General features: G+C 67.2%; 17 protein-coding genes. 7 read left to right on the top strand and 10 right to left on the bottom strand.

All coding sequences use genetic code 11. From position 1 onward, the window contains the following. Window positions 1–93: 93 nt before the first annotated feature. The 8 genes from DFR24_RS03600 to DFR24_RS03565 all read right to left on the bottom strand — a co-directional run bounded on the left by DFR24_RS03600 (window position 94) and on the right by DFR24_RS03565 (window position 11,928). Window positions 94–2,838, bottom strand: coding sequence for a nitrate reductase (locus tag DFR24_RS03600; RefSeq protein WP_133881449.1), 2,745 nt, complete (start codon window positions 2,836–2,838; stop codon window positions 94–96). Continuing rightward, entirely contained in the window at window positions 2,838–4,082 is a 1,245-nt protein-coding gene (locus DFR24_RS03595; RefSeq protein ID WP_133879962.1) for an NAD(P)/FAD-dependent oxidoreductase, read from the bottom strand. Before DFR24_RS03595 ends, DFR24_RS03600 begins: the two co-directional genes overlap by 1 nt. Further along, window positions 4,079–4,432, bottom strand: coding sequence for a nitrite reductase small subunit NirD (gene nirD / locus DFR24_RS03590; protein WP_133879961.1), 354 nt, complete (start codon window positions 4,430–4,432; stop codon window positions 4,079–4,081). Before nirD ends, DFR24_RS03595 begins: the two co-directional genes overlap by 4 nt. Next, on the bottom strand, window positions 4,429–6,999 hold the full coding sequence (gene nirB / locus DFR24_RS03585; RefSeq protein WP_133879960.1) for a nitrite reductase large subunit NirB: 2,571 nt from the start codon (window positions 6,997–6,999) through the stop codon (window positions 4,429–4,431). Before nirB ends, nirD begins: the two co-directional genes overlap by 4 nt. A 64-nt stretch (window positions 7,000–7,063) precedes the next feature. Then, on the bottom strand, window positions 7,064–8,413 hold the full coding sequence (locus DFR24_RS03580; protein ID WP_133879959.1) for an MFS transporter: 1,350 nt from the start codon (window positions 8,411–8,413) through the stop codon (window positions 7,064–7,066). Window positions 8,414–8,733: 320 nt separating this feature from the next. Then, on the bottom strand, window positions 8,734–10,038 hold the full coding sequence (locus DFR24_RS03575; protein ID WP_246051607.1) for an alginate export family protein: 1,305 nt from the start codon (window positions 10,036–10,038) through the stop codon (window positions 8,734–8,736). A 241-nt stretch (window positions 10,039–10,279) separates the two neighbouring features. Further along, window positions 10,280–11,362 carry a CmpA/NrtA family ABC transporter substrate-binding protein gene (locus DFR24_RS03570; protein WP_133879957.1) on the bottom strand — a complete coding sequence of 361 codons (1,083 nt, stop codon included), beginning with the start codon at window positions 11,360–11,362 and terminating at the stop codon, window positions 10,280–10,282. Beyond that, window positions 11,359–11,928, bottom strand: a complete 570-nt coding sequence (locus DFR24_RS03565; RefSeq protein WP_210772640.1) for an ANTAR domain-containing response regulator — start codon at window positions 11,926–11,928, stop codon at window positions 11,359–11,361. The genes DFR24_RS03570 and DFR24_RS03565 overlap by 4 nt, the downstream gene beginning before the upstream one ends. 378 nt (window positions 11,929–12,306) lie before the next feature. On the opposite strand from DFR24_RS03565, the gene DFR24_RS03560 reads away from it, so the two are divergent. The 7 genes from DFR24_RS03560 to DFR24_RS03535 all read left to right on the top strand — a co-directional run bounded on the left by DFR24_RS03560 (window position 12,307) and on the right by DFR24_RS03535 (window position 20,317). Further along, window positions 12,307–12,900: an ANTAR domain-containing response regulator gene (locus DFR24_RS03560; RefSeq protein WP_133879956.1), complete on the top strand. Its 594-nt coding sequence runs from the start codon at window positions 12,307–12,309 to the stop codon at window positions 12,898–12,900. Continuing rightward, the gene (locus DFR24_RS03555; RefSeq protein WP_133879955.1) at window positions 12,897–14,111 is read left to right on the top strand and encodes an ABC transporter substrate-binding protein; all 1,215 of its coding nucleotides are present in this window, start codon (window positions 12,897–12,899) and stop codon (window positions 14,109–14,111) included. The genes DFR24_RS03560 and DFR24_RS03555 overlap by 4 nt, the downstream gene beginning before the upstream one ends. Before the next feature lie 235 nt (window positions 14,112–14,346). Next, window positions 14,347–16,113, top strand: coding sequence for a hypothetical protein (locus DFR24_RS24330; RefSeq protein ID WP_162851020.1), 1,767 nt, complete (start codon window positions 14,347–14,349; stop codon window positions 16,111–16,113). Beyond that, window positions 16,110–18,956 carry a tetratricopeptide repeat protein gene (locus tag DFR24_RS03550; protein WP_162851019.1) on the top strand — a complete coding sequence of 949 codons (2,847 nt, stop codon included), beginning with the start codon at window positions 16,110–16,112 and terminating at the stop codon, window positions 18,954–18,956. Before DFR24_RS24330 ends, DFR24_RS03550 begins: the two co-directional genes overlap by 4 nt. Further along, window positions 18,943–19,623, top strand: coding sequence for a tetratricopeptide repeat protein (locus DFR24_RS03545; RefSeq protein ID WP_133879953.1), 681 nt, complete (start codon window positions 18,943–18,945; stop codon window positions 19,621–19,623). Before DFR24_RS03550 ends, DFR24_RS03545 begins: the two co-directional genes overlap by 14 nt. Beyond that, entirely contained in the window at window positions 19,620–19,934 is a 315-nt protein-coding gene (locus DFR24_RS03540; protein WP_133879952.1) for a hypothetical protein, read from the top strand. Before DFR24_RS03545 ends, DFR24_RS03540 begins: the two co-directional genes overlap by 4 nt. An 80-nt stretch (window positions 19,935–20,014) precedes the next feature. Beyond that, entirely contained in the window at window positions 20,015–20,317 is a 303-nt protein-coding gene (locus tag DFR24_RS03535; protein WP_133879951.1) for a hypothetical protein, read from the top strand. 221 nt (window positions 20,318–20,538) lie between these two features. On the opposite strand, the gene DFR24_RS03530 is transcribed toward DFR24_RS03535, so the two are convergent. Both DFR24_RS03530 and DFR24_RS03525 read right to left on the bottom strand, forming a co-directional pair. Then, window positions 20,539–21,540, bottom strand: coding sequence for an FAD:protein FMN transferase (locus tag DFR24_RS03530; protein WP_246051500.1), 1,002 nt, complete (start codon window positions 21,538–21,540; stop codon window positions 20,539–20,541). A 91-nt stretch (window positions 21,541–21,631) separates the two neighbouring features. Beyond that, window positions 21,632–21,904: an EF-hand domain-containing protein gene (locus tag DFR24_RS03525; RefSeq protein WP_162851018.1), complete on the bottom strand. Its 273-nt coding sequence runs from the start codon at window positions 21,902–21,904 to the stop codon at window positions 21,632–21,634. Window positions 21,905–21,924 lie beyond the last annotated feature (20 nt).

Genomic DNA, 21,924 nt, shown 5'->3' with positions numbered 1-21,924 from the left:
AGCCCGGGTGCAACCCGGGACTTCTTGCCGGAAACGAGACGAAACCCCGGGTTCCACCCGGGCTACGTCGGGATCGATGACCCGAACTCGATCTCAGCCCGGCACCAGCGTCTGCGCAATGATCGACTTCAGTTCGGGCACGCAGGACCCGCAGTTGGTGCCGCACTTGAGTTTGGCGCCCAGTGCCTTGGGCGTGTGGCATCCGCCGCGGATCGCCCGCTCGATCGTCTTGCGCCCGACACCGAAGCACGAGCACACGGTGACGCCGGTGTCCTCGCCGCGCTCGAAGGGCTCGCCGACGAGCAGGCCCATGCGATCCACGTCCTCGATCCGGTCTTTCGTGAACAGACCGGACAGCCACGCGCGCGAAGGAAGATCCGGGCGCGGCGACACGAACACGCAGGCGGCGATGCGGTCATCCACGATCAACGCGCCGCGATACACGCCCGCGCTGCGATCCTCGTACTCGAGCCAGTCCGCGTCGGGGTCCGTGACGCCGAGCATGGCGCGCGCACGCGCGGTCCACTCGCCGTCCTGCTTGCGGCCCGCCAGTTCATAACGCGTGAATCCGCTGCCGGTGATACGTGTCCACCACGCCGCGTCCGCCATCGGCAGATCGTCGCGGCTCAACGCGAATCCGTGCCACGCCACCATGAACGGCTCGACGCGCACCGGCGTGTGCTTGAACTCGGGTTCTCCGGAAACCGGATCGACGACCGGATTCACCAGCGATCCGACGCGACCATCGGACGCGAACTGCGCGTTCCAGTGGATCGGAACGAACACGCTCTTGCGCTGCATCTCGCCGGACAGGCGCACGCGCGCCACGCAGCTTCCCCAGCGCGAGCTGATGCGCGCGAGCTGATCTTCGCGCACGCCACACAGCAACGCGTCCTGCGGATGAAGGTCCACGAAGGGCTCGGCGACATGCGACGCCAGACGCGGCGACAAACCGGTGCGCGTCATCGTGTGCCAGTGGTCGCGCACGCGCCCGGTGTTCAGCACCAGCGGATAGTCCTCGTCCACCAGCTTGACCGGCATGTGCGGCGCCGTCGGCACGAAGCGGGCGCGACGGTCGGGCGTGTAGAAGCGGCCGTCGCTGAAGACTTCGGGAATCGGCAATCGGGAATCGGGAATCGCCAGAACGGGCCAGCGGACCGGCCGCAAGCCGTCGTACGCGTCCTTGTCCATGCCGACGAGCCCGGACAGGTTGAGGAATCGCGGGATGCCTTCGCCTCCGCTGTCACGATCCCCGACTCCCGATTCCCGATTCCCGGCTGCCGTCAGGCGGCAGTGCTCGTCGAACACTTCGTGCTCGGCCGTGTACGCGAAGTGCTCGGCATGACCCCAGCGCCGGGCCACTTCCGACAGCGCCCACCAGTCGGGCCGCGCCTCGCCGATCGGCGGCAGGAAGGAACGCAGGCGCGAGATGCAGCGCTCCGAGTTGGTAACGGTACCGCTCTTCTCGCCCCAGCCCTGGGCGGGCAGCACGACGTGGGCGAAGGCGGTGGTGTCGGTCTGCGCCATCACGTCCGACACCACGACCAGTTCGCAGCGTGACAGCGCGCGCTTGATCTTGTCGGCGTCCGGCATGCTGACCACCGGGTTGGTCGCCATGATCCAGACCGCCTTGACCCTGCCCTCGTCGATGGCGTCGAACAGATCCACCGCCTTCAGGCCGGGCTTGTCGGCCATCGTCGGGCTCTGCCAGAACTCGCGCACGAGACTGCGGTGCTGCGCGTTCTCGATGTCCATGTGCGCGGCGAGCATGTTCGACAGGCCGCCGACCTCGCGTCCGCCCATCGCATTGGGCTGGCCCGTGATCGAGAACGGGCCTGCGCCCGGCTTGCCGATGCGCCCGCTGAGCAGGTGGCAGTTGATGATCGCGTTGACCTTGTCGGTGCCCGCGCTGGACTGGTTCACGCCCATCGAAAAGGCCGTGATGACCTTGTCGGTGCGCGCGAACAGCCGGTAGAACTCCGACAGCGCGCTCTCCTGCAGCTTGCACTGCGCGGCCACCGAGCGCAGATCGCCGGCAGTGTTGTCGGCGATCGCCATGGCACGCGCGAGCCCCGTCGTGTGGTCTTCGACGAACGCGGTGTCGACGACGCCATGCTGGTGCAGGAACGACAGCAGACCGTTGAACAGCCAGACGTCCGTCCCCGGCCGCAACGGCAGGTGCAGGTCCGCCATCTCGGTCGTGGCCGTGCGCCGGGGATCGATGACGACCAGCTTCATCTCCGGGCGCCGCTCCTTCTCCTTGACGATGCGCTGGAACAGGATCGGGTGGCACCACGCGGTGTTGGAACCGACCAGCACGACGAGATCGGCTAGCTCGAGGTCGTCGTAGGCGACCGGCACGATGTCTTCGCCGAATGCGCGCTTGTGCCCGGCCACCGCGGACGACATGCACAGGCGCGAATTCGTATCGATGTTGGCGGTGCCGACGAAACCCTTCGCGAGCTTGTTGGCGACGTAATAGTCCTCCGTCAGCAACTGACCCGACACGTACCAAGCCACGGCATCGGGTCCATGCGCTTCGATGATGCGGCGGAAACCCTGGGCGACATGGTCCAGCGCCGCATCCCAGGAGACGCGCTCCATCGACTGGTCGCCGTCCTGGCGGCGGATCGCCGGGTACAGCAGGCGGCCCTGCGGCCCCACGGTGTCGCCGAGCGCGGAACCCTTCACGCAGAGCCGGCCCGCATTGGTCGGATGCACCGGATCGCCGCTGACCTCGACGGTTGTGCCGCTGACGCGCACGTCGACGCCACAGCCGGTGCCGCAGTACGGACAGGTCGTCTTGACGACCACCGAATGGGGCGACGAGCCGTCCATCACGCCGCCTGCTCCGCGTTGCTCGCCGGCTGGCAGTACGCGCGGCCGAACAGCAGGCGCGAGCGGAACGGCGTGATGTCCACGCGTTTCTGCATCAGCTCGAAATACCAGGGTCCGTCCTTGACCTCGCCGTACAGCACGGCGCCGATCACGCGCGAGTCCTTGAGCACCAGGCGCTTGTAGACGCCGCGCCGCGGATCGCGGAACAGCAGGTCCTCGCTATCCGGGCCGCCGATGAAATCACCCGCCGAGAACAGGTCGATCCCGGTGACCTTGAGCTTGGTGGACGTCACCGATCCGGGATAGCGCTGATGCCCGAGTCCGGCCAGGTGCGCCGCGCAGACGGCCGCCTGTTCCCACAGCGGCGCGACGAGCCCGTACACCGCCTTGCGGTGCTGCACGCATTCGCCGACCGCATACACGCGCGGATCGGACAGGCTCTGCAGCGTGTCGTCGACGACGATCGCGCGCTCGCAATGCAGTCCCGCCGCTTTCGCGACGTCGAAATTCGGACGGACACCGACGGCCATCACGATCAGGTCCGTGTCCACCTCGGTGCCGTCCTTGAAGCGGATGCCGGTGACGCGGCTCTCGCCGAGAATCGATTCCGTGTTGGCCTGCAGCAGGAAGCGCATGCCGCGCTGCTCTAGCGCCGTCCGCAGCAGGCGCGCGGCAGGCTTGTCGAGCTGTCGCTCCATCAACGTGTCCATGACGTGGACGACGGTGACCTCCATGCCCTGACGCAGCAGCCCGTTGGCCGCCTCGAGCCCGAGCAGGCCACCACCGATGACGACTGCGCGCTTGTAGTCGCGCGCCGCGGCCAGCATGTGCTCCACGTCCTGGATGTCGCGGAACGAGATGACACCCGGCAACTGGTGGCCCGGTACCGGGATGACGAAGGGCTTGGAGCCGGTGGCGAGTAGCAGGCGGTCGTAACCGACTTCCTGTCCGCGCTGCGACTTCACGATGCGGCGCGTCCGGTCGATGGCGACCACCGGATCGCCCGCGTGCAGGGTGATGCCGTTCTGCGCGTACCACTCGCGCGTGTTGAGCATGATGTCGGCGAGCTTCTTCTCGCCCGCCAGCACCGGCGACAGCAGGATGCGGTTGTAGTTGCCGTGAGGCTCGGAGCCGAACACCGTGATCTCGAAGCGCTGCGCGTCGAGCTTCAGCAGTTCCTCGACCGTGCGCATCCCGGCCATGCCATTGCCGACGACGACCAGTCGTTGGCGGATCGGGCTCATGGCTCTCTGACGAGGATCAGCCCATCCTCCGAAACGCGGACCTCGTAGGGACGCACCGACCAGGTTTCGTCCTCGAGGCAACGGCCCGTCTTCAGGCAGAAATGATTCTTGTAGACCGGAGACGCCACGACGATCTCGCCCGAGGAGTCGCCGACGATGCCGCGCGACAGCACGTTGGCCGCCGAACGCGGCTCGAAGTTGTCGATTGCGTACACGCCTTCATCCTCGCCGCCCGGCGATACCAGCCGGAACACGGCGACCTGGTTGACACCGACCTTGGCGCAGACACCGGTGTTCGGGACGATGTCCGCGACGCGGCATACGTACGTCCAGCGCGGAGCCAGCGTCACGACACGGACTCCGGATTCTTCTCCAGCTTGCTCAGCGGACGGATCTGGCCGCGCTCGTCGACGAACTGGATGTTCTTGTCCGGCTCCTGGGAGTTCACGAAGTGGCGGAAGCGCTTCAGCGTTTCCGGTGTGTTGATCGCCTTTTTCCATTCGCATTCGTAGGTATCCACGAGCTTCTGCATTTCGGCTTCGAGTTCGGCCGCGATTCCGAGCGAGTCTTCGCACACGGCCTTCTTCACGTACTCCAGCCCGCCTTCGATGTTGTCCATCCACGTCGAGGTGCGCTGCAGGCGATCACCGGTGCGGATGTAGAGCATCAGGAAGCGGTCGATGTACCGCACCAGCGTCTGGTCATCCAGGTCGGTCGCCAGCAGATCGGCGTGGCGCGGCTTCATGCCGCCGTTGCCGCCGACGTACAGATTCCATCCCTTCTCCGTGGCGATGACGCCCACGTCCTTGCCCTGCGCCTCGGCACATTCGCGCGTGCAACCGGAGACCGCCATCTTGATCTTGTGCGGGGACCGCAGGCCGCGATAGCGCTCCTCGATGAAGATCGCCATGTGCACCGAGTCCTGCACGCCGTAACGGCACCAGGTGCTGCCGACGCAGGACTTCACGGTGCGCAGCGCCTTGCCGTAGGCGTGACCGGATTCGAAACCGGCGTCCACGAGATCCTTCCAGATCAGCGGAAGCTGTTCGACGCGCGCACCGAACAGATCGATGCGCTGGCCCCCGGTGATCTTGGTGTACAGGCCGAAGCGCTGCGCGACGCGACCGATGACGATGAGCTTTTCCGGCGTGATCTCGCCGCCCGGAATGCGCGGCACCACCGAGTACGTGCCGTCCTTCTGCAGGTTGGCGAGGTAGTAGTCGTTGGTGTCCTGCACGCTCTGGTGCTTGGGCTTGAGCACGTGCTCGTTCCAGGCGCTGGCCAGGATGCTGCCGACGGCCGGCTTGCAGATGTCGCAGCCGCGGCCCTTGCCGTGCGCCAGCAGCACCGCGTCGAACGTCTTGAGCTGTCCGACCTTCACCAGATGGAACATTTCCTGGCGCGAGTACGCGAAGTGCTCGCACAGATGATTGAGCACCGTGACGCCCGCCTTCTTCAGCTCGGCATCGAGCACCTGCTTGACCAGCGGCCCGCAGCCACCGCAGCTCGTCGCGGCCTTAGTGCACTTCTTCAGCGCAGCGATCGTGGTCGATCCTTCGGCGATCGCACCGCACAGCGCGCCCTTGGTGACGTTGTTGCAGGAACAGATCATCGCCGCGTCGGGCAGCAGGTCCACGCCCATGCCGGTCTTGGCTCCGCCTTCGCGTGCCGGCAGGATCAGTTCCTCCGGATGCGCCGGCAGCGGAATCGCGTTCAGCGCGAACTGCAGCAGCGAGCCGTAATCCTCGGCCTCGCCGACGAGCACCGCACCGAGCAGCGTCTTGTTGTCGGCACTGACCACGAGCTTCTTGTAGTGGCCGGCGACTTCGTCGCTGAACAGATAGTTGAGCGAACCCGGCGTCGCGCCCTGCGCGTCGCCGATGCTGGCGACGTCGACGCCCAGCAGCTTGAGCTTGGTGCTCATGTCGGCGCCGGTGAACTGCAGCGCCGTGCTCCCCTCACCCTGCGGCTGCGCCGCCACGCTCTCCCCGAGGGAGAGGGTCTTCAATTGCGCCGCCACCACGCGCGCCATGTCGTAGCCAGGCGCCACGAGACCAAAGATCTTGCCGCCCCACAGCGCGCATTCGCCGATCGCGTAGATGTCGGGGTCCGACGTGCGGCAGTGGTTGTCGATCTGGATACCGCCGCGCTCGCCCATCGTGATGCCGCTCGAACGGGCGAGTTCGTCGCGCGGACGGATGCCGGCGGAGAACACGATCATGTCGGTCTCCAGCGCACCGCCGTCGGCGAACACCATCTTGTGACGACCGCCGACACCCATGCCCGGGCCTTCGACGATCTCGCTGGTGTTCTTCTGCGTGTGGACCGTGACGCCGAGCGCCTCGATCTTGCGGCGCAGCAGACGGCCGCCCATGTCGTCGACCTGCACCGTCATCAAGCGCGGTGCGAACTCGACGACGTGCGTGGCCAGGCCCATGTCCTTGAGCGCCTTCGCGCATTCCAGCCCGAGCAGGCCACCGCCGACGACGACACCGATCTTGGACTTGGCGCCCCACTCGCGCATCGCCTCGAGATCCTCGATCGTGCGATAGACCAGGCAACCGGGACGCTCACGCCCCGGCACCGGCGGCACGAACGGATAGGAGCCGGTGGCGAGCACCAGCTTGTCGTACGGAACGGTCGTTCCGTCCGCCAGCTTCACCAGCTTCGCCGTGCGATCGATGCCGACCGCCTTCGCGTTGAGCTTCAGGTTCAGGCCTTCGCGATCGAAGAAGCCGGGCGCGACCAGCGACAGGTCCTCCGCGGTCTTGCCGCTGAAGAATTCCGAAAGGTGCACGCGGTCGTACGCCGGCCGCGGTTCCTCGCAAAGGACGGTGACGTCCAGATCGGGTCGATCGGCGATCTGTTCGAGCAGCTTGTGCCCGACCATGCCGTTACCAATGACGACCAACTTCATGTTGGTGGCTCCTAGAGGTGTTTCGTTATATGTGGAGGAACAACGTGCGTGCGTTGCATTCCTCTCAGGCGGTCATCGCGGTTCGTTCCGCTACCGCTTTTTCGTACAAGGCCTGTTCGCGTGTCTTGTGTTCCGCCGAGAACCGCACGGCGATGGCGCAGGCGGCGGACAAGGTCACGAATCCGCCGAGGATGAAGAACGCCTGCTGCGGCGTGGCCGTGGCCTTCATCAGGAAGCCGGCGGCGACCGCGCCGACGTTGCCACCGGCGCCGATGATCCCGGCGACGCCGCCCAGCGCCTGCCGATCGATGAACGGCACGAGCGCGTAGGTCGCTCCGCAGGCCATGTGCACGAACAGTCCGAAACTGACCATCGCGATGATGGCGAACACGACGCTTTCCATCTGCGAGAACCACAGCAGCCCAAGGCCTTCGCCCAGAATCAGCACGAACAGCAGCAAGGTGCGTCCGTCCAGGCCCCGGCTTCGCGCGATGCGGTCCGACACGATGCCGCCCAGCGCGCGCGCGAACAGCGCGAGCAGACCGAACGTGCCCGCCGCGAAGCCTGCCGCCTTCAGCGACAGACCGAACTTGTCGACGTAATAGCTGGCCGCGACGTTGTGGATGAAGATCTCGACACCGAAGCAGGCGGCGTAGGTGACGAACAGCAGCCACACGCGATAGTTCGCACAGGCCTTCTTGAAGCTGACCCAGCCCACCTTCTTGCCGGTATCCGGCATCAGGCCCGTCGCACGCAACGTGTCGAAATTGCCGGCCGGGCAGTCCTGCGTGTACTTCCAGTACAGGACACCGACGATGATCATCAGGACACCCGGCACCATCAGCGCGATGCGCCAGCCGAACGCGGCGTCCGCGCCGGCCGTGATGACGGCTGCCAGCAACAGCGGCATCAGCGCCTGCGTGGCGCCACCACCGGCGTTGCCCCAGCCCGCTGCGGCGGCGTTCGCGGTGCCCACGACATTGGGCGCGAACATCACGCTCGTGTGGTACTGCGTGATGACGAAGCTCGCGCCGATCGCGCCGATCAGCAGACGGAAGAACAGGAAGCTCTCGTAGCTCTGCGACGCGGCGACACCGAACACCGGAATCGCGCCGATCAGCAGCAGTCCGGTGTAGGCCTTGCGCGGTCCGTAGCGGTCGCACAGCGGCCCGATGATCAAGCGCACGAGGATCGTCACGGCGACCGCGGCGATGTTGATGTTGGCAATCTGGTCCTTGGTCAACCCGAACTGGCCCTTGATCACCGGCATCAGCGGGGCACAGGCGAACCAGGCGAAGAAGCAGACGAAGAACGCCATCCAGGTCAGGTGGAACGCACGCATCTGTGGCGTTGCGAGACTGGGCAACGTGATACGCGTCGCTTTTTCAAGCGTGGCGGCTGGCGAAACGGACATGACGGCTCCCGGGGAACTGCAAGTGGGTGCGGTCGCCATTGCCCGCGGACAAGATTCGCGTGATCGCCGTTAACCACGCGGAGTTTTCCGAGCAAGCACTGTGCCGACTGGATCAGGCCCGATTCGGGGGGATTCGCGCCCCAGGCTGGAACATCGGGCTGCCGAATCGCACTCACTCGGTGCGCTGCATGCATCCACCCGGAATCGCGAGTCCCGTAGCCCGGACGAAGTCCGGGGTTCCGCCATGCCGGCAAGAGAAAACCCGGACTTCGTCCGGGCTACGAAATGCCGAAACGGGAGCGAGGAATCGCAGGCGCTCCCTAGAATTTGTACTCCGCGTACACCCAGCTCTTCGTCGTATCGAAGGTCCGCTCCGGCGTGCCCGCGACCGGATATTCATCCGCCGAGTAACGCGCGAGCTTTGCGCTCAGATTCAGGTTCTCGACCAGCGCATAGCTCACCAGCACGTCGACCTCGTCGCCGTAGTCGGCATTGCCCTTCGCCGACTCGAAGTCGTGCAACAGCAGCGACAAACCCAGCTTGCGCAGGTTCGCGCTCAGGCCGACGTAGCAGCGCTCGAGCCCTCCCGGCGGCGTGATCAGGAACTGGTCCGCCCAGCCCTGGTGCATGTGCGCCGTGGCGAGCGGCGTCTGGAAACTGATCGCGCCGTCGCCGTCGAGCTGCTCACGCCCTACCGTCGCCTTGAAGATGCCGCGGACCAGCACCAGCTCCAGCAGCGAGTAATGCAGCGAAGGGCTGTGAACGGCGTCCGCGTAGCCGTCCTGCGATGCGAATTCCGCCGCATACGATACGGTCATCGCCTGCACCGGGGCCGCGCCGGTTGCACGCAGTCCGTAAGTCTGCGTGTCACCGTAGAGGCGCGTCGCCGGGCCGACCGGCGCGTCGTGGAAATCCAGCAGATAGCCGTAGCCGGTGAGCTGCAGACGGCGATCGACGACGGCGACCGAGGCGTTGACCAGATGCGCGCCGACGTTCAGATCGTTGGCGAGTTTCACCGCCGGACCCGGATCCAGATCGAAGTAGCGGGACGAATCGACATTGCTCACCCAGGCATAGGTCAGCGTCGTGCGCGGCAGGAGCTGCGTGCTCAGCAGCGCGGCATCGAACGTCGTCTCGTTCTGCCTCCATCCGACGTTGCCGACGAAACGCGCGTTGTCGAACACGATGCGTTGGCGACCGTACTTGAGCGTGGTCTGCGGCAGCCCGGTCCAGCGCAACCAGGCCTGGTTGAGCTCGTCGAAGTCCGGATCGGCCACCATCGGACGGTCGACATGACCGTTCTCGCTGCTGTTGTAGTGTTCGTCGCTGCCGATCGAGCGGGCGCCCTCGTACTCCATCTGCGCGTCGAGCGCGTTCCACTTCGCGGTCGTGTAGCCGACGCGGGCGCGTACCGTCAGCGCCTCGCCGTCGTGGTCGAAACTGTCCTGCTCGACGGTCTCGGAACGCACGCGCAGCTCCACGTTGGGCTTGCCGCCCGAAATGTTCCGGCCGAGTTGCCCGGCGGAGTCGGCCGCCCAGGCCAGCACCGGCGACAACGCCGCAGCGCAGGCGAGCAACCGGGCGGCATCGCGTGCCGCGTGGCCCCTCCACGCACAAATCCACATCGACACGGGGCGTCGTCGGCCCCTCCTCCCGCAGGCATTCATCTTCAAGGCTCCATTGGCTCGAATCACGGATCGCGGGCACAAAAAAGGACGCCATCCCCGCCAGCCATGGCTGGCTGTGGGGGATGGCGTCCTTGCCCGTTCGTTGCTGCCGCTGTCGACGCGATTCGGCCTGTCTTGACCGGCTGGCCTTCGCAGGAAGGCCAGCGCTCGCGCGCGACGCTAGGTGCAGCAGGTCCGGCTAATGCAAACAGCGAGCCACGACGTCACCGGCGGCCGGGGCGCGGGCCAGCGACTCCGCCTGCTCGTACAGTCCCAGCCGGTGGCTCGACTGGACCAGCGCATCGACGTCGATCGGCCCGTTGACCTGGTCCCAGCGCCGCATCTGCGACAGGAACCAGCGCGCGTCCTCGTGGCGCGGCTTCGCCGAATCACCGACGCCGAAAACGAATCTCGGCGCGTAGACACCGTCGCCTTCGTCGGTGAGCGCACGCAGCAGCGACTCGTGCGGCGCCGCGATCAGCCGGGAGTCGACCAGCATCTGCGCGGCCTGTTCGCGGTGGTCCGCCTGCTCGAGCCAGCGGCCGGCTTCGATCAGCGCGGCGATCAACGACAAATGCGTCTGCGCGTTGAGCATCGCCCATTCGCGCGTCACGCCGAGCACCTTGTCGGCGCAGTCCATCCGCAGCAGGTGCGTCGGCATCAGACGCCGTCCCACCCCTTCGATTTCCGCCGCCATGCCCCAGGGCGCGCCGACGCAGTACCCGTCCACGCGCCCGCTGCGCAGGTGCTCGAGCATCAGCGGCGGCGGGATGACGACGACGTCGACGTCGCGGTCCGGCTCGATGCCGGCGGCGTCGAGCCAGTCCCGCAACAGATAGTGGTGTGCCGAAAAGGGGAACACGTGGGCGAAGGTCCGGCGCGGACGGCCCGCGACGCGATCCGCTTCGATGACCCGCCACAGCGCCTGTCCTGCCGCCACCGGATCGGGCGGTGGCGAGCCCATCGCCAGGAAGAGTTCGTTGGAGACGGTGATGCTGCTGCCGTTGCGCGACAGCACGATCGCCGCTTCCATCGGAACACCGAGACGATCCGCGCCCAGATTGGCCGCCAGGGGCATGGGCGCCAGCAGCTGGGCAGCGTCGAGCATGCCGGCGGCGAGCTTGTCGCGAATGCCCGCCCAGGAGCCCTCCAGGGACAGCGTCACGTCGAGTCCCTGCCCGGCGAAGAAACCCATGTCGCGCGCCACCAGCAGCGGCACGGCATCGGCGAGCGGCAGCATGCCGATACGCAGACGCGCGCGTTTCACCGGCGTGGCGTTCACAGCAGTTCCGCCGCCGCGATCAGCGAGCGCGCAATCTCGCCGAGCCGGATGTTGCGGTCCATCGCCATCTTGCGCATCAGTTCGTAGGCCACGTCCTCGTTCACCCCTCTTCGTTTCATCAGCAGGCCCTTGGCCTTCTCGACGTCGCGACGATCGGCCAGCTTGATCTTCGCGTTCTCCAGCTCGCGCCGCATGCCCTGGAATTCCTCGAAGCGCGCGATCGCCACTTCGATCACCGGCTGCAGGCGGTTCGGGTTCATGCCGTCGACCACGTAGGCCGACACGCCGGCCCGCATCGCGCGCCGGATGGTTTCGGAATCCGACTTCTGCGCGAACAGGACGATCGGCCGCGGGCGGTCACGGGAGATCTGGCCGAGCGACTCGAGCGTGTCGCGCGTGGGGCTGTCCACGTCCAGCAGCACGATGTCGGGCGCCAGCCGGTCCACGGCGCGGAGGATGTCGTCGGTATCGAACAGTCTGCCCACCACTTCGTGACCTGCCGCGCTCAGCGCCGAATCGAGCAGGCTCATGCGGTTGGGGTCGTCGTCGACAAGGATGACTCGCACTGCGGTCTTGGAATTCCGGTTTCGTGTTGCTCCCGTTTGAGGCAATAAGCATGCCCCCGCTTAGTGCGGTGCACGGCATCGGGCGTCCGCTGCACTGTCCTACAACATGGCACGCCTTTGGCTGCTGTAACGGCGGATCAGGTGGGGCAGCGCCGCCCCGCTCCGCGAGGACCCGAAAGGGACAGCTCGCACTTACAGGTAGGTCCACAGGACAGCGAGCGTCCTCTGCGTGAGCAGTGGGGGCTTCAGTGTTTCTGGAGGAGACGGCGATAACGCTGCGGGACCGACCAATGAGGGAAAACATGACCAATGTCGATCTGCAATGAAAGGGTGCGGGGCAACACCCAGTCGCGGACGCCGGCAGCACGCAGGCAGGCCGTGAGTCTGCGCGTGATGCTGGTGGATGATGACGACGCGCGTACGGCGTTCGTCACGCAAGCGCTGCTGGCGACCGGCAACGACGTGGTCGCAAGGCTGTCCTCCACCGAGGATCTGCTGGCCGCCGTGCGTCGCGTGCAGCCGGACGTGGTGCTGGTCGATATGGACAACCCGGCCAGGGACGTTCTCGACAACTGCGCCGCGGTCACCCAACAAGTGCCGCGACCCATCGTCTTCTTCGCACGCAACTCAGACCCGGACACCATCGCCGAAGCGGTGCGCGCCGGCGTCACCGCCTACATCGTCGACGGCCTGAGCGAACCTCGTCTCAAGCCGATCCTGGACGTGGCGATCGCTCGCTTTCGCGAGCATCAGAAGCTGCGTGACGAGCTCGAGGAGATGCGCACCCGTCTGGCGGACCGCCGTGACGTGGAACGCGCCAAGGCCATGCTCGCCAAGCTGCGCAAGCTCGACGAAGCGGCCGCCTACGCCCTGCTTCGACGCAGCGCGATGGCGCGGCGCATCACCATCGGTGAAGCCGCCCGCACCATGCTCGCCGCCGCGGAACTATTCGACACGCCAGGCGAGTCATGAAGGCCGGGCTGCGCTTCAGGCCGGAGACCGGCCAGCTGACAGTGGGCTACATGCCGCTGCTGGATTCGGCGCCTCTGCTGTGGGCCGCGCACCGCGGGTATTTCCACGACGCCGGACTGAGCGTGAACCTGGTGCGCGAGGTGTCGTGGGCCTCGCTGCGCGATCGCCTCGCCTATGGCGCGCTCGACGCCGCGCAGTGCCTGGCGCCGATGCCGGTGGCGGCGTCGCTGGGCGCCGACGGTGTCGGCGTTCCCATCGTCACCGCCCTGTGCCTGTCGCACGGCGGCTCGGCGATCACGCTGTCGCGCAGCATCGCCCACCGCCTGGGCATCACGCCGGGCATGAACCCGGTGGAGAGCGCGCGCGCCGTCGGCCGCTTCGTGCAGACCGGCGGACGCCTCCGATTGGCGCACGTGTTCGCGTTCTCGATGCACCACTATCTTCTGCGCGACTGGCTCGCCTTGGGCGGCGTCGATCTGGATTCGGAAGCCATCGAGTTCCGCGTCGCACCGCCTCCTCAAATGGTGCGGCTGCTCGAAAGCGGTGCGGTAGACGGGTTCTGCGTCGGCGAGCCCTGGAACATGGCGGCGATGCGCGGAAACCTGGGCGTCATCGTGACGCCCACCAGTGCCATCTGGGAGGGCAACGTCGACAAGGTGCTCGGCGTCACCCAGGAATGGGCAGCCACGCATCCGCAGACGCATCGCGCGCTGATCGCGGCCGTCATGCTGGCGCTGCGGGACCTGGCCACGCGCGACGTCGTACGCGAAATGACCGGACTGCTGCTCAAGCGCAAGGTGTTGTCGGTGCCCGAGGCCTGGATCGAGGCGGCATTCCACGGCCCCGAGTCCATCAGTCCGCCGCGTTTCGCGCACGGACTGACCGCCTTCCCGCGCCGCTCGCAGATGATGTGGTGCGCCTTGCAGATGCTGCGATGGCGACAGTGGGCCAAACCCTTTCCGCTGGCCGCACTCAGCGCGCAGGTGTGCGACGGCGCGGCGTTCGCCGACGCGGCCGCGGCGCTGCACTTCCCGTTGCCGGCGTACGACACCGTCCGCGAAGGCGGCGGCGAGGTCGAGTTGGGCCTCGACGGGACGACCATCGAGTCACGTTTCATCTCCGGCGAGCAACTCGATCCGGAGAATCCCGCCGCCTACCTCACGTCACGCGGATGGCTCGCCGACGTGGCGCAAGCCGTGATTTCAGGCTGAAAACAGGCTCATGCGCGGCTCATCGCGCACGAGCCCGTTCTTCCGGATTCCTCAATACGGTGCGGGACGCACCATTCGGAGACTGCAATGGCACGAGGCTTGCCTCGATCGTGTCGGGGTCAGCGCTGACCCTCTACACCGCGGCCAAGGTCGTCCGCATCCCGGCAGTCCGTACGCCGGGGACGAACGACACACGTCCCTGTCGCACGAACCGCCCTGTCCTCCCGGCCGTTCGATGAAGAACCGAATCTCCATGCTCTGGTTGTCGTCACGCAAGCGCATCGCCAGGAACTCCGGCGTCGCTGCCCTCATCCTGCTCTCCCTGCTCAGCGCCCGCCCGACGGTTGCAGCCGATGCGCTGCTGCCGATGCAGGTGCTCTCGCTCGATTCCCAGATCAGTCAGATCGAGCGCAACGAAGGACCTGCCGCCGAACTCGGCATCTTCATCGGCAGCGAGCCCAACGAACTTCGTCTTCGCAAGGTCTCGCTGCGGATCGACGATCACGAACCCACGATCTACGAATATGGCGAGGCCGAGTGGAACGCCATCGCCACCGGCGGCCTGCACCCTGCCCTGCTGGCGCCGCTCGAACCCGGCACGCATCGTCTGCGGCTCGAACTGTTTGCCCGCACCCTCGATGCCGGCCCCACCGACCCGCGTGCCGTCGAGCGTCTGGACCAGGCCATCGAGATTCCGGCCGGCCAGACGCTGATGGAAATCACGATGGCGCAGCAGCGCTTCGGCAAGAGTTCGCTGGGCGTGCGCCAGGTCAACGGCGCCGACGGCTCGGGCATGTGGCAGCGCGCGGCGCGGTTCTGGCTCGACGCCGATCGCCCTTATGCCGCGGCGCGGCTGCTCACTCGCCTGCAGTCTCGCGGTTACGGCTCGCAGGACGGCGGGGGGCTGCTCTCCGAAAGCCTCGCGCGACTCTCCGGACAAGGCGTCAGCACCTCGATTCCCGCTGCGTCGCTGGCCAGCTTCAACGCCGCCGTCGGCGGATCCGGCGACGGCCAGAATCTGGTCGCTCTCGAAGCCATCGGGCAGCAGAAGGCCAAGACGCCGGCCGACTGGACGATGCGCGATCACGCCAACCTGCTGCTCGGCTACGCGTATCTGCGCGGCGGCAACGGCCCGTCGGCGATCGATGCGTTCTCCCGCGTGCGCAGCCCGGGCCCCTACGGTAATGCCGCTCTGCTCGGCTTCGGCTGGTCCTTCCTGGTTCCCGAGTCCGGCGCCCCGACCGGAACGCGCCCGATGTCACCCGCGTTCGACGGCCGCCCGGTCTTCATCACGGCGATCGAACGTCGCGTCATCAACAAGGGGCCGGACAAGGATCGCAAGAAGGCGCTCGAGCGCGCACTCGTGCCGTGGACCGAACTGATCGGTCGCGATCCGCTGGACATCGACGCGCAGGAAGGCGCCCTTGCGCTGGCCTGGGCGCTCGACCAGCTCGGCACCGGCGCCCAGGCGCACACGTACTACGAACGTGCGGCCAAGCAGCTCGAACTCGCCCGCGCCCAGCTCGAGGAAGCGATGGCGCATGTCGGCAGCGGACGCGCCGCGAATGCCGTGGCCACCGGCCAGAACGACGATTCCAGCGGCTGGCGCGTATGGCTGGCCGACCTGCCCTACGCCGACGACACCGGCTATCTGAAGTACCTGCTCGCCGACGACGGCTTCGTCGCCGTGCTCGATCAGTACCGCAGCGCACGCCTGCTCAGCGACGAACTCGCCCGTTGCGAGAAGCGTCTCGAGGCCGTGCCGGCCAGCGAGGCGCTGTCGAGCGCGGTACAGGCCGCGATGGTTCGCGCGCAGGCCTCCGAGAAAGTGTCGCGCATGGCCTTCGAGCGCCGTGCGCTGGACCTGCTGCGCGCGCGCCGGCTGCAGACGGAGCGTTATCTGGTCGAAGCACGCTTCGCGATCGCCCGTCACTACGACAGCGCGCCGCCGCCGGAGACCGAACTCAAGCGCGGCTCGTCGTCGAACGGAGACCCGTCATGAACGGCCGCCTCACGTTCGCGCTCGCCGCTGCACTGGCCTGCTGCGCCGCGCAGGCGGCGAACAACCAGCCGCCCACCGTCGGCAGCGTCGCAGCGAGCAACGGCCTTTCGGAAAACGGCTACCTGCAGGTGCGCACGCCCACAGTCCTGAAGATCGAAACCTGGGATGCGATACCGCCCAACCCGAGAGCCGCGATCGACCAGTACGATCGCCTGCTCGCGCTGAACCCGGACGCCGCCACGCGCGCCGAATCCCTGCGTCGCGCAGCGGATCTGCGCGTCCAGCTTGCCGACGCGGCGAGCTCCACCGGCGAGGCGCTCAACGTCGGTGACGTCCGACGCGCGATCGCCGGCTACCGCCGCGTGCTCGCCGACTACCCGGGTCACGTCAACAACGACCGCGTGCTCTACCAGCTCGCGCGCGCCCATCAGCTGGTCGACGAAACCGATCCGGCCATCGCCGCGCTGCGTGAACTGGGCAAGGATTATCCGCAGTCGGCCCGCGCGGCCGACGCGAATTTCCGCGCCGGCGAAATGCTGTTCGCGCGCGGCCGCTTCGACGAGGCCGCTCCGGCCTACGCGGGCCTGCTGGCGCAGGGTCCCGAAGCGCCCTACTACGAGTACGCGCAGTACAAGTACGGCTGGTCGCTGTACAAGCAGGCCTCGTACGACGAGGCGGCGACGGTGTTCCTCGCGATTCTCGACCGCGATCTGCCGGCGGGCACGCTGCAGGACGCCGACGAGGCGCTCGCCGGCGTCAAGCGCGACAAGGCCGAACGCGCGCGGGAATCGATTCGCGTGGCCGCGCTGTCGTTCGCCTCGCTCGGCGGCGGCAAGGCGCTGAGCGATCACTTCGCCCGCGCTCCGCAGGCGTCGCGCATGGAAACCCTGATGTACGCGGCGCTCGGCTCCGCGCTGCTCGAGAAGGAGCGCTACACCGAAGCCGCAGGCACCTACACGGCGCTGGTCGACCGGCACCCTGATCACGTGCGTGCGCCGGAATTCTCGACGCGCGCGATCGAAGCGCTGCGTCGCGGCGGCTTCGCCGATCAGGCGATGAAAGCGCAGGAAGCCTATGTGGCGAGCTATGCGCCGGATTCCAATTACTGGAAGACCCGCACCGCCGATCCGATCGTGATGGCCGAAGTGCGCAAGCATCTCGACGAGCTGGCGCGCTTCCATCAGGCCGGCGCACAGGGCAGCGCCGATCCGGCGACGCGCCGTGCCGGCTATCTGGTGGCGTCGACCTGGTACAAGCGCACGCTCGACCTGTTCCCGCAGGACGCCGCCGCTCCCCGAACGCATCTGCTGTACGCCGATGCGCTGCTCGAAGGCGGCAAGGTTCGTGAAGCGGCGCAGGAATACGAACTGACCGCGTACGACATTCCGCAGCACGCCGGATCGCCGGTCGCCGCGCTCGCGGCCGTCCAGGCCTGGCAGCGGCTCAAGCGCGACAGCGCCGGCACGGTGAAGACCGATGCGCAGCGCGCGTCGATCGCCGCCGCGCTGAAACTCGGCGACACCTTTCCTGCGCATCCGCAGCGCACGCAGGTGCTGATGGCGGCGGCAGAGGATCAGTACGAGCTGGGCGATCTCGACACCGCCGTCGCCTCGGCCGAGCGCGTATTGGCGTCCAACCCCAACGCCGAATTGCTCCGCGGTGCGCTGGGCGTCATCGCCGATGCGCGCTATGCGCAGAAGCGTTACGCCGACGCCGAGGTCGCGTACCAGCAACTGGTGCAGTTGCCGGCGCCGAGCGAGGAGAAGCGCCGGCTCGCCATCGAACAGCTCGCCACCAGCGTCTATCGGCAGGCCGAAGCCGCACGCGAAGCCGGCGACCTGAAGCTCGCCGCCTCGCACTTCGAGCGCGTCGCGCGCGTCGCGCCGCAATCGGAGATCCGCACGTCGGCCGACTACGACGGCGCCTCGGCGCTGTTCACGCTCGAGGACTGGACGCGCGCCGCACCGGCGCTCGAAGCCTTCCGCCGCATGCATCCGGATCACAAGCTGGTGCCGGACGCGGACAAGAAACTGGCGCTGGCCTACGAGAAGGGCGACCAGCCCGCACGCGCCGCCGAGGTGCTCTCGCGCGTGGCGATTCGCGAAGGCGAAGCGTCCGAGACGCGTCGCGTCGCGGCATGGACGTCCGCCGAGCTCTACGACAAGGCCAAGCAGCCGGAGCAGAGCCGTCGCGCGCTGATGTACTACGTCTCCACGTATCCGCAGCCGCTCGATCCGGCGATGCAGGCCCGCCAGCGACTGGCCGACATGGCGATCTCGGTGCAGAAGGATCCTGCGGCGCAGCGTCACTGGCTCGACGAGATCGTCGCCGCCGACCGCGCCGCCGGCAACAGCCGCAGCGAAGTCTCGAAGCGTCTGGCCGCGCAGGCGAGCCTCGACGTCGGCCGCATGGACGCGATGACCGCACGCACGATGCGGATCGACGCGCCGCTCGAGCAGAGCCTGGCGCGCCGCCGCGGTGCGACCGAAGTCTCGGTGGCGGCGCTGGAACGTGCCGCGGCCTACGGCTATGCCGACATCACGAGCGCCGCGACCTACGAGCTGGCGGCGGTCTACGCCGACCTGGGCAACGCGCTGATGCGATCGGAGCGGCCGGCCAAGTTGTCTGGCGAAGCGCTCGAACAATACGGGTTGCTGCTCGAAGAGCAGGCCTTCCCGTTCGAGGAAAAGGCGATCAAGGCGCACGAGATCAATCTGGGCCGCCTGCGCAGCGGCATCTGGAACGACGGCATCAGCCGCAGCGTCACGGCGCTCGGCGAGCTGTCCCCCGGCAAATACGGCAAGCAGGAAAAACGCGAGGCAACCTACGATGAACTTCACTGATTTTTCTGCGCCGCGTGCGGCGCTGCTCGGACTGCTGGTCCTCACGCTGGCGGCCTGCGGATCGCCCTCCCCGCGCAAGCCGACGATCCGCAGCGGCGGCGCCGTCAGCAGCACGACGGCCGCCGAGACGAGCAGCGACAGCGCGTCGAAAGGCGACCCGGATCAACGCTTCCAGGAAGCGCTGGCGCTGATGAAGGCGCGCAAGTTTCCCGAAGCGCAGGCGGCGTTCATCGCGTTGTCGCGCGACTACCCGACGTTCTCCGGCCCGCTGACGGACCTGGGCATCCTGTACGCGCAGAGCCACCAGCGCGAACTGGCGGTGGCGAGCCTGACCCGCGCGGTCAACGCGAATCCCGGGAACGCCATCGCGCACAACTGGCTGGGCACCTTGCACCGCGAGGCCGGCGATTTCGTCCGTGCCGAGCAGTCGTATCGCAAGGCCATCGAGGCCCGGCCCAACTACGCGCAGGCGCATCTGAATCTGGCGATCCTCTACGACGTCGCGCTGCACCGTCCGCGCGAAGCCGTGGCCTCCTATCGCGACTATCAGCGCCTGATGGGGGCGGATGACCTGATCGTCGCCGCGTGGATTCGCGATCTCGAATCGCGGATGCAGCCGCAGGAAGCGCCGGTGCGCACGGCCGCCGTCGAAGGACGGATGCCGTGAAACACCTGGCCCGCAAGCTGATCGCCGTTTCGATTCCGGCGTGCGTCCTGCTGTCGTCGCCGGCCGTTCACGCCGCGGACGTCGCGCCGGTGCAGCCGCAGGCCGGTGTCACGATCATGGGCGATCGCGATTCGGCGCTCGGCCTGTTCCTGGCGCCGTGGAAGGAAGAAGAGCGCGCCGATCTCGGACGCCCGCCCGGCCTGCAGGATCCTGGCCTTGCCCCGGTGGATCCGGACGGCTTCGCCCGTACCACCACGTATTACCAGACCGGTCGCGCCTATCGCGCCGAACGCCTGCAGCGCAATCGCTGAGCCTGCTCATTCCATTTGCGGCGCGACGGATCGTGCCGAGCTTCCTTTCCGCTAAATCACTCCAAACCATAAAGCGACCCATGCGATCCACTTCCAGACGCGTTGCCGGTTTCCTGCTGTTCCTCGCGACCGCCGGCTCGGCCCACGCGGCCGGGGGTGTCGACATCCTCGCCTGCGGAACCAAGGAGAAAGCGGCGATCACGCCGACGGATCCGATCAACTGCGAGTGGAAGAACGGATTGTTCGACGCCACGCTCGCGCAGCTCTACATGGACGGTTGGCGGATGATCCAGGTCGCGTTCTTCGATGGAACGCGCGAAGTGATCTACCTGGAACGCGCCGAGGGCGGCCCGGTGCCGGCTTCTGCCAAGCCGTCGGAATAGCCGCGGCTCACCGCCTGCGTTCCTTTCATCCGGAGTGCCTTGCCACGGCTCGTGCCGTGGTGAGTCCTGTCGTGTGATCGGGGCTGCACGGTTCCTGGCCTCGACACGCCACGGGCCGTCACGCGCGGGCGCCGGCCATGAGCAGCGCTCCACGCCTCATCGGGTTTGCATGAAAGCGGGTCTGCGCTACCGGCGCGAGCAAGCGAATCCGCACCGCGGACTCAGTTGACGATCTTCACCGCAACGTCACCTTCCGGCTTGATGCGCGCCGCCAGCGCCGCCGTGGCCTGAACCTCGCCGTCCGCGGTCACCACCATCACCTGGTTGAGACCGAGCTTGCGTGCCAGGCGCCGCCAGCCATCGCGTCCGGCGACGTAGAGCGCTGCACCACCGGCCTCGGCCAGCGTGCCGTCCGGGTGAACGATGGTGATCGATCGCAGTCCCTGTGCGGGCCAGCCGACGGCAGGGTCGAGAATGTGCGAGTAGCGCTGCCCGTCGTGTTCGAAAAATCGCTGGTCGTCGCCGTGCGTGTTCACGGCTTCGTCGCGCGCCACCATCGACGCCAGCAGGTTGGGCTGCTCTTCGGTGCTCCGAGGATTCCGGATGCCGATGCGCCAGGGCCGGTCGCCACGCGCACCGCGTACCGCAAGGTTTCCACCGGCATCCACGATCGCGTCGGGGAAACCCAGCGCACGCAAACGTTCCAGGCAGATGTCGACGATCCAGCCCTTGCCGATACCCCCGAAATCCCAGCCCACGCCGGGAGCCGGGCCATAAGCGCCGCCGCCGTCGTAGTTCGGCGCGTTGCGCATGGCGCGCAAGGCCATTTCGACTTTCTCGGGCGGCGGCGGCTCGTCCCGCAATGCCGCCATGTCATGAAAACCCCAGAGCTTCACCAGTGATGCCACTCTGGGGTCGAACAACCCACCCGTCGCCTGCCGAACCGCCCATGCGCGGGCGAACAAGGCCCGCATCGGGGGCGGAATCTCCGCGACCCGCCCTGCGGCGAGCTGCGCGTTGATGGACGCCAGTGCCCCGTCGCCCCACGCCCACCAGTGCCTGCCGAACTCCTGCATCAGGCGTTCGACGTCGGCAATTGCCGCCACGGCATCTTCCCGCCGGCCCCGATGGCCTGCGGCCGACACCGTGATGGAAACCTGTGTACCCATGGCGAAGAAACCCAACTTCACCAGGGGCGACAGGCGCGTACGCCACATCTTCATCGCGAGTTCTCGCAGCGGTTTCGCAGAACCCGCGGCGGTGCGGGGCGCGACCAACGTGGCGCGCAGGGACAGCATTACCTCAAAACCGTATTCAGGGCGTGTAGTACTCGTCCTTGCACAATTTGCCATCGCCATTGGCGTCGCGCGTCGCGAAACGCTTCTCGAGCTGGCCACCCGGCGTCACTTCGGTCTTGTCGATGCAGCCGTCACCATTCTTGTCGACCGCCGGCACCTTGACGCGCGACTTGTCGTCCCCGCCGGAGTACGTCGTCTCGCTGTCCTGCGCAACCACGGTGCCGGCCACAACCGTCATGGCCACCGCGATCAGAAACGTCGACGCCCCTTTAAATTTGAAGCTGTTCATCGTCAGACTCCTGGAAGAAT

Origin of the sequence: Panacagrimonas perspica (genome assembly GCF_004364935.1) — a bacterium.
In the GTDB taxonomy this organism is placed as follows: Bacteria; Pseudomonadota; Gammaproteobacteria; order Nevskiales; family Nevskiaceae; genus Panacagrimonas; species Panacagrimonas perspica.
This window is presented reverse-complemented; position numbering and strand designations above follow the sequence as displayed.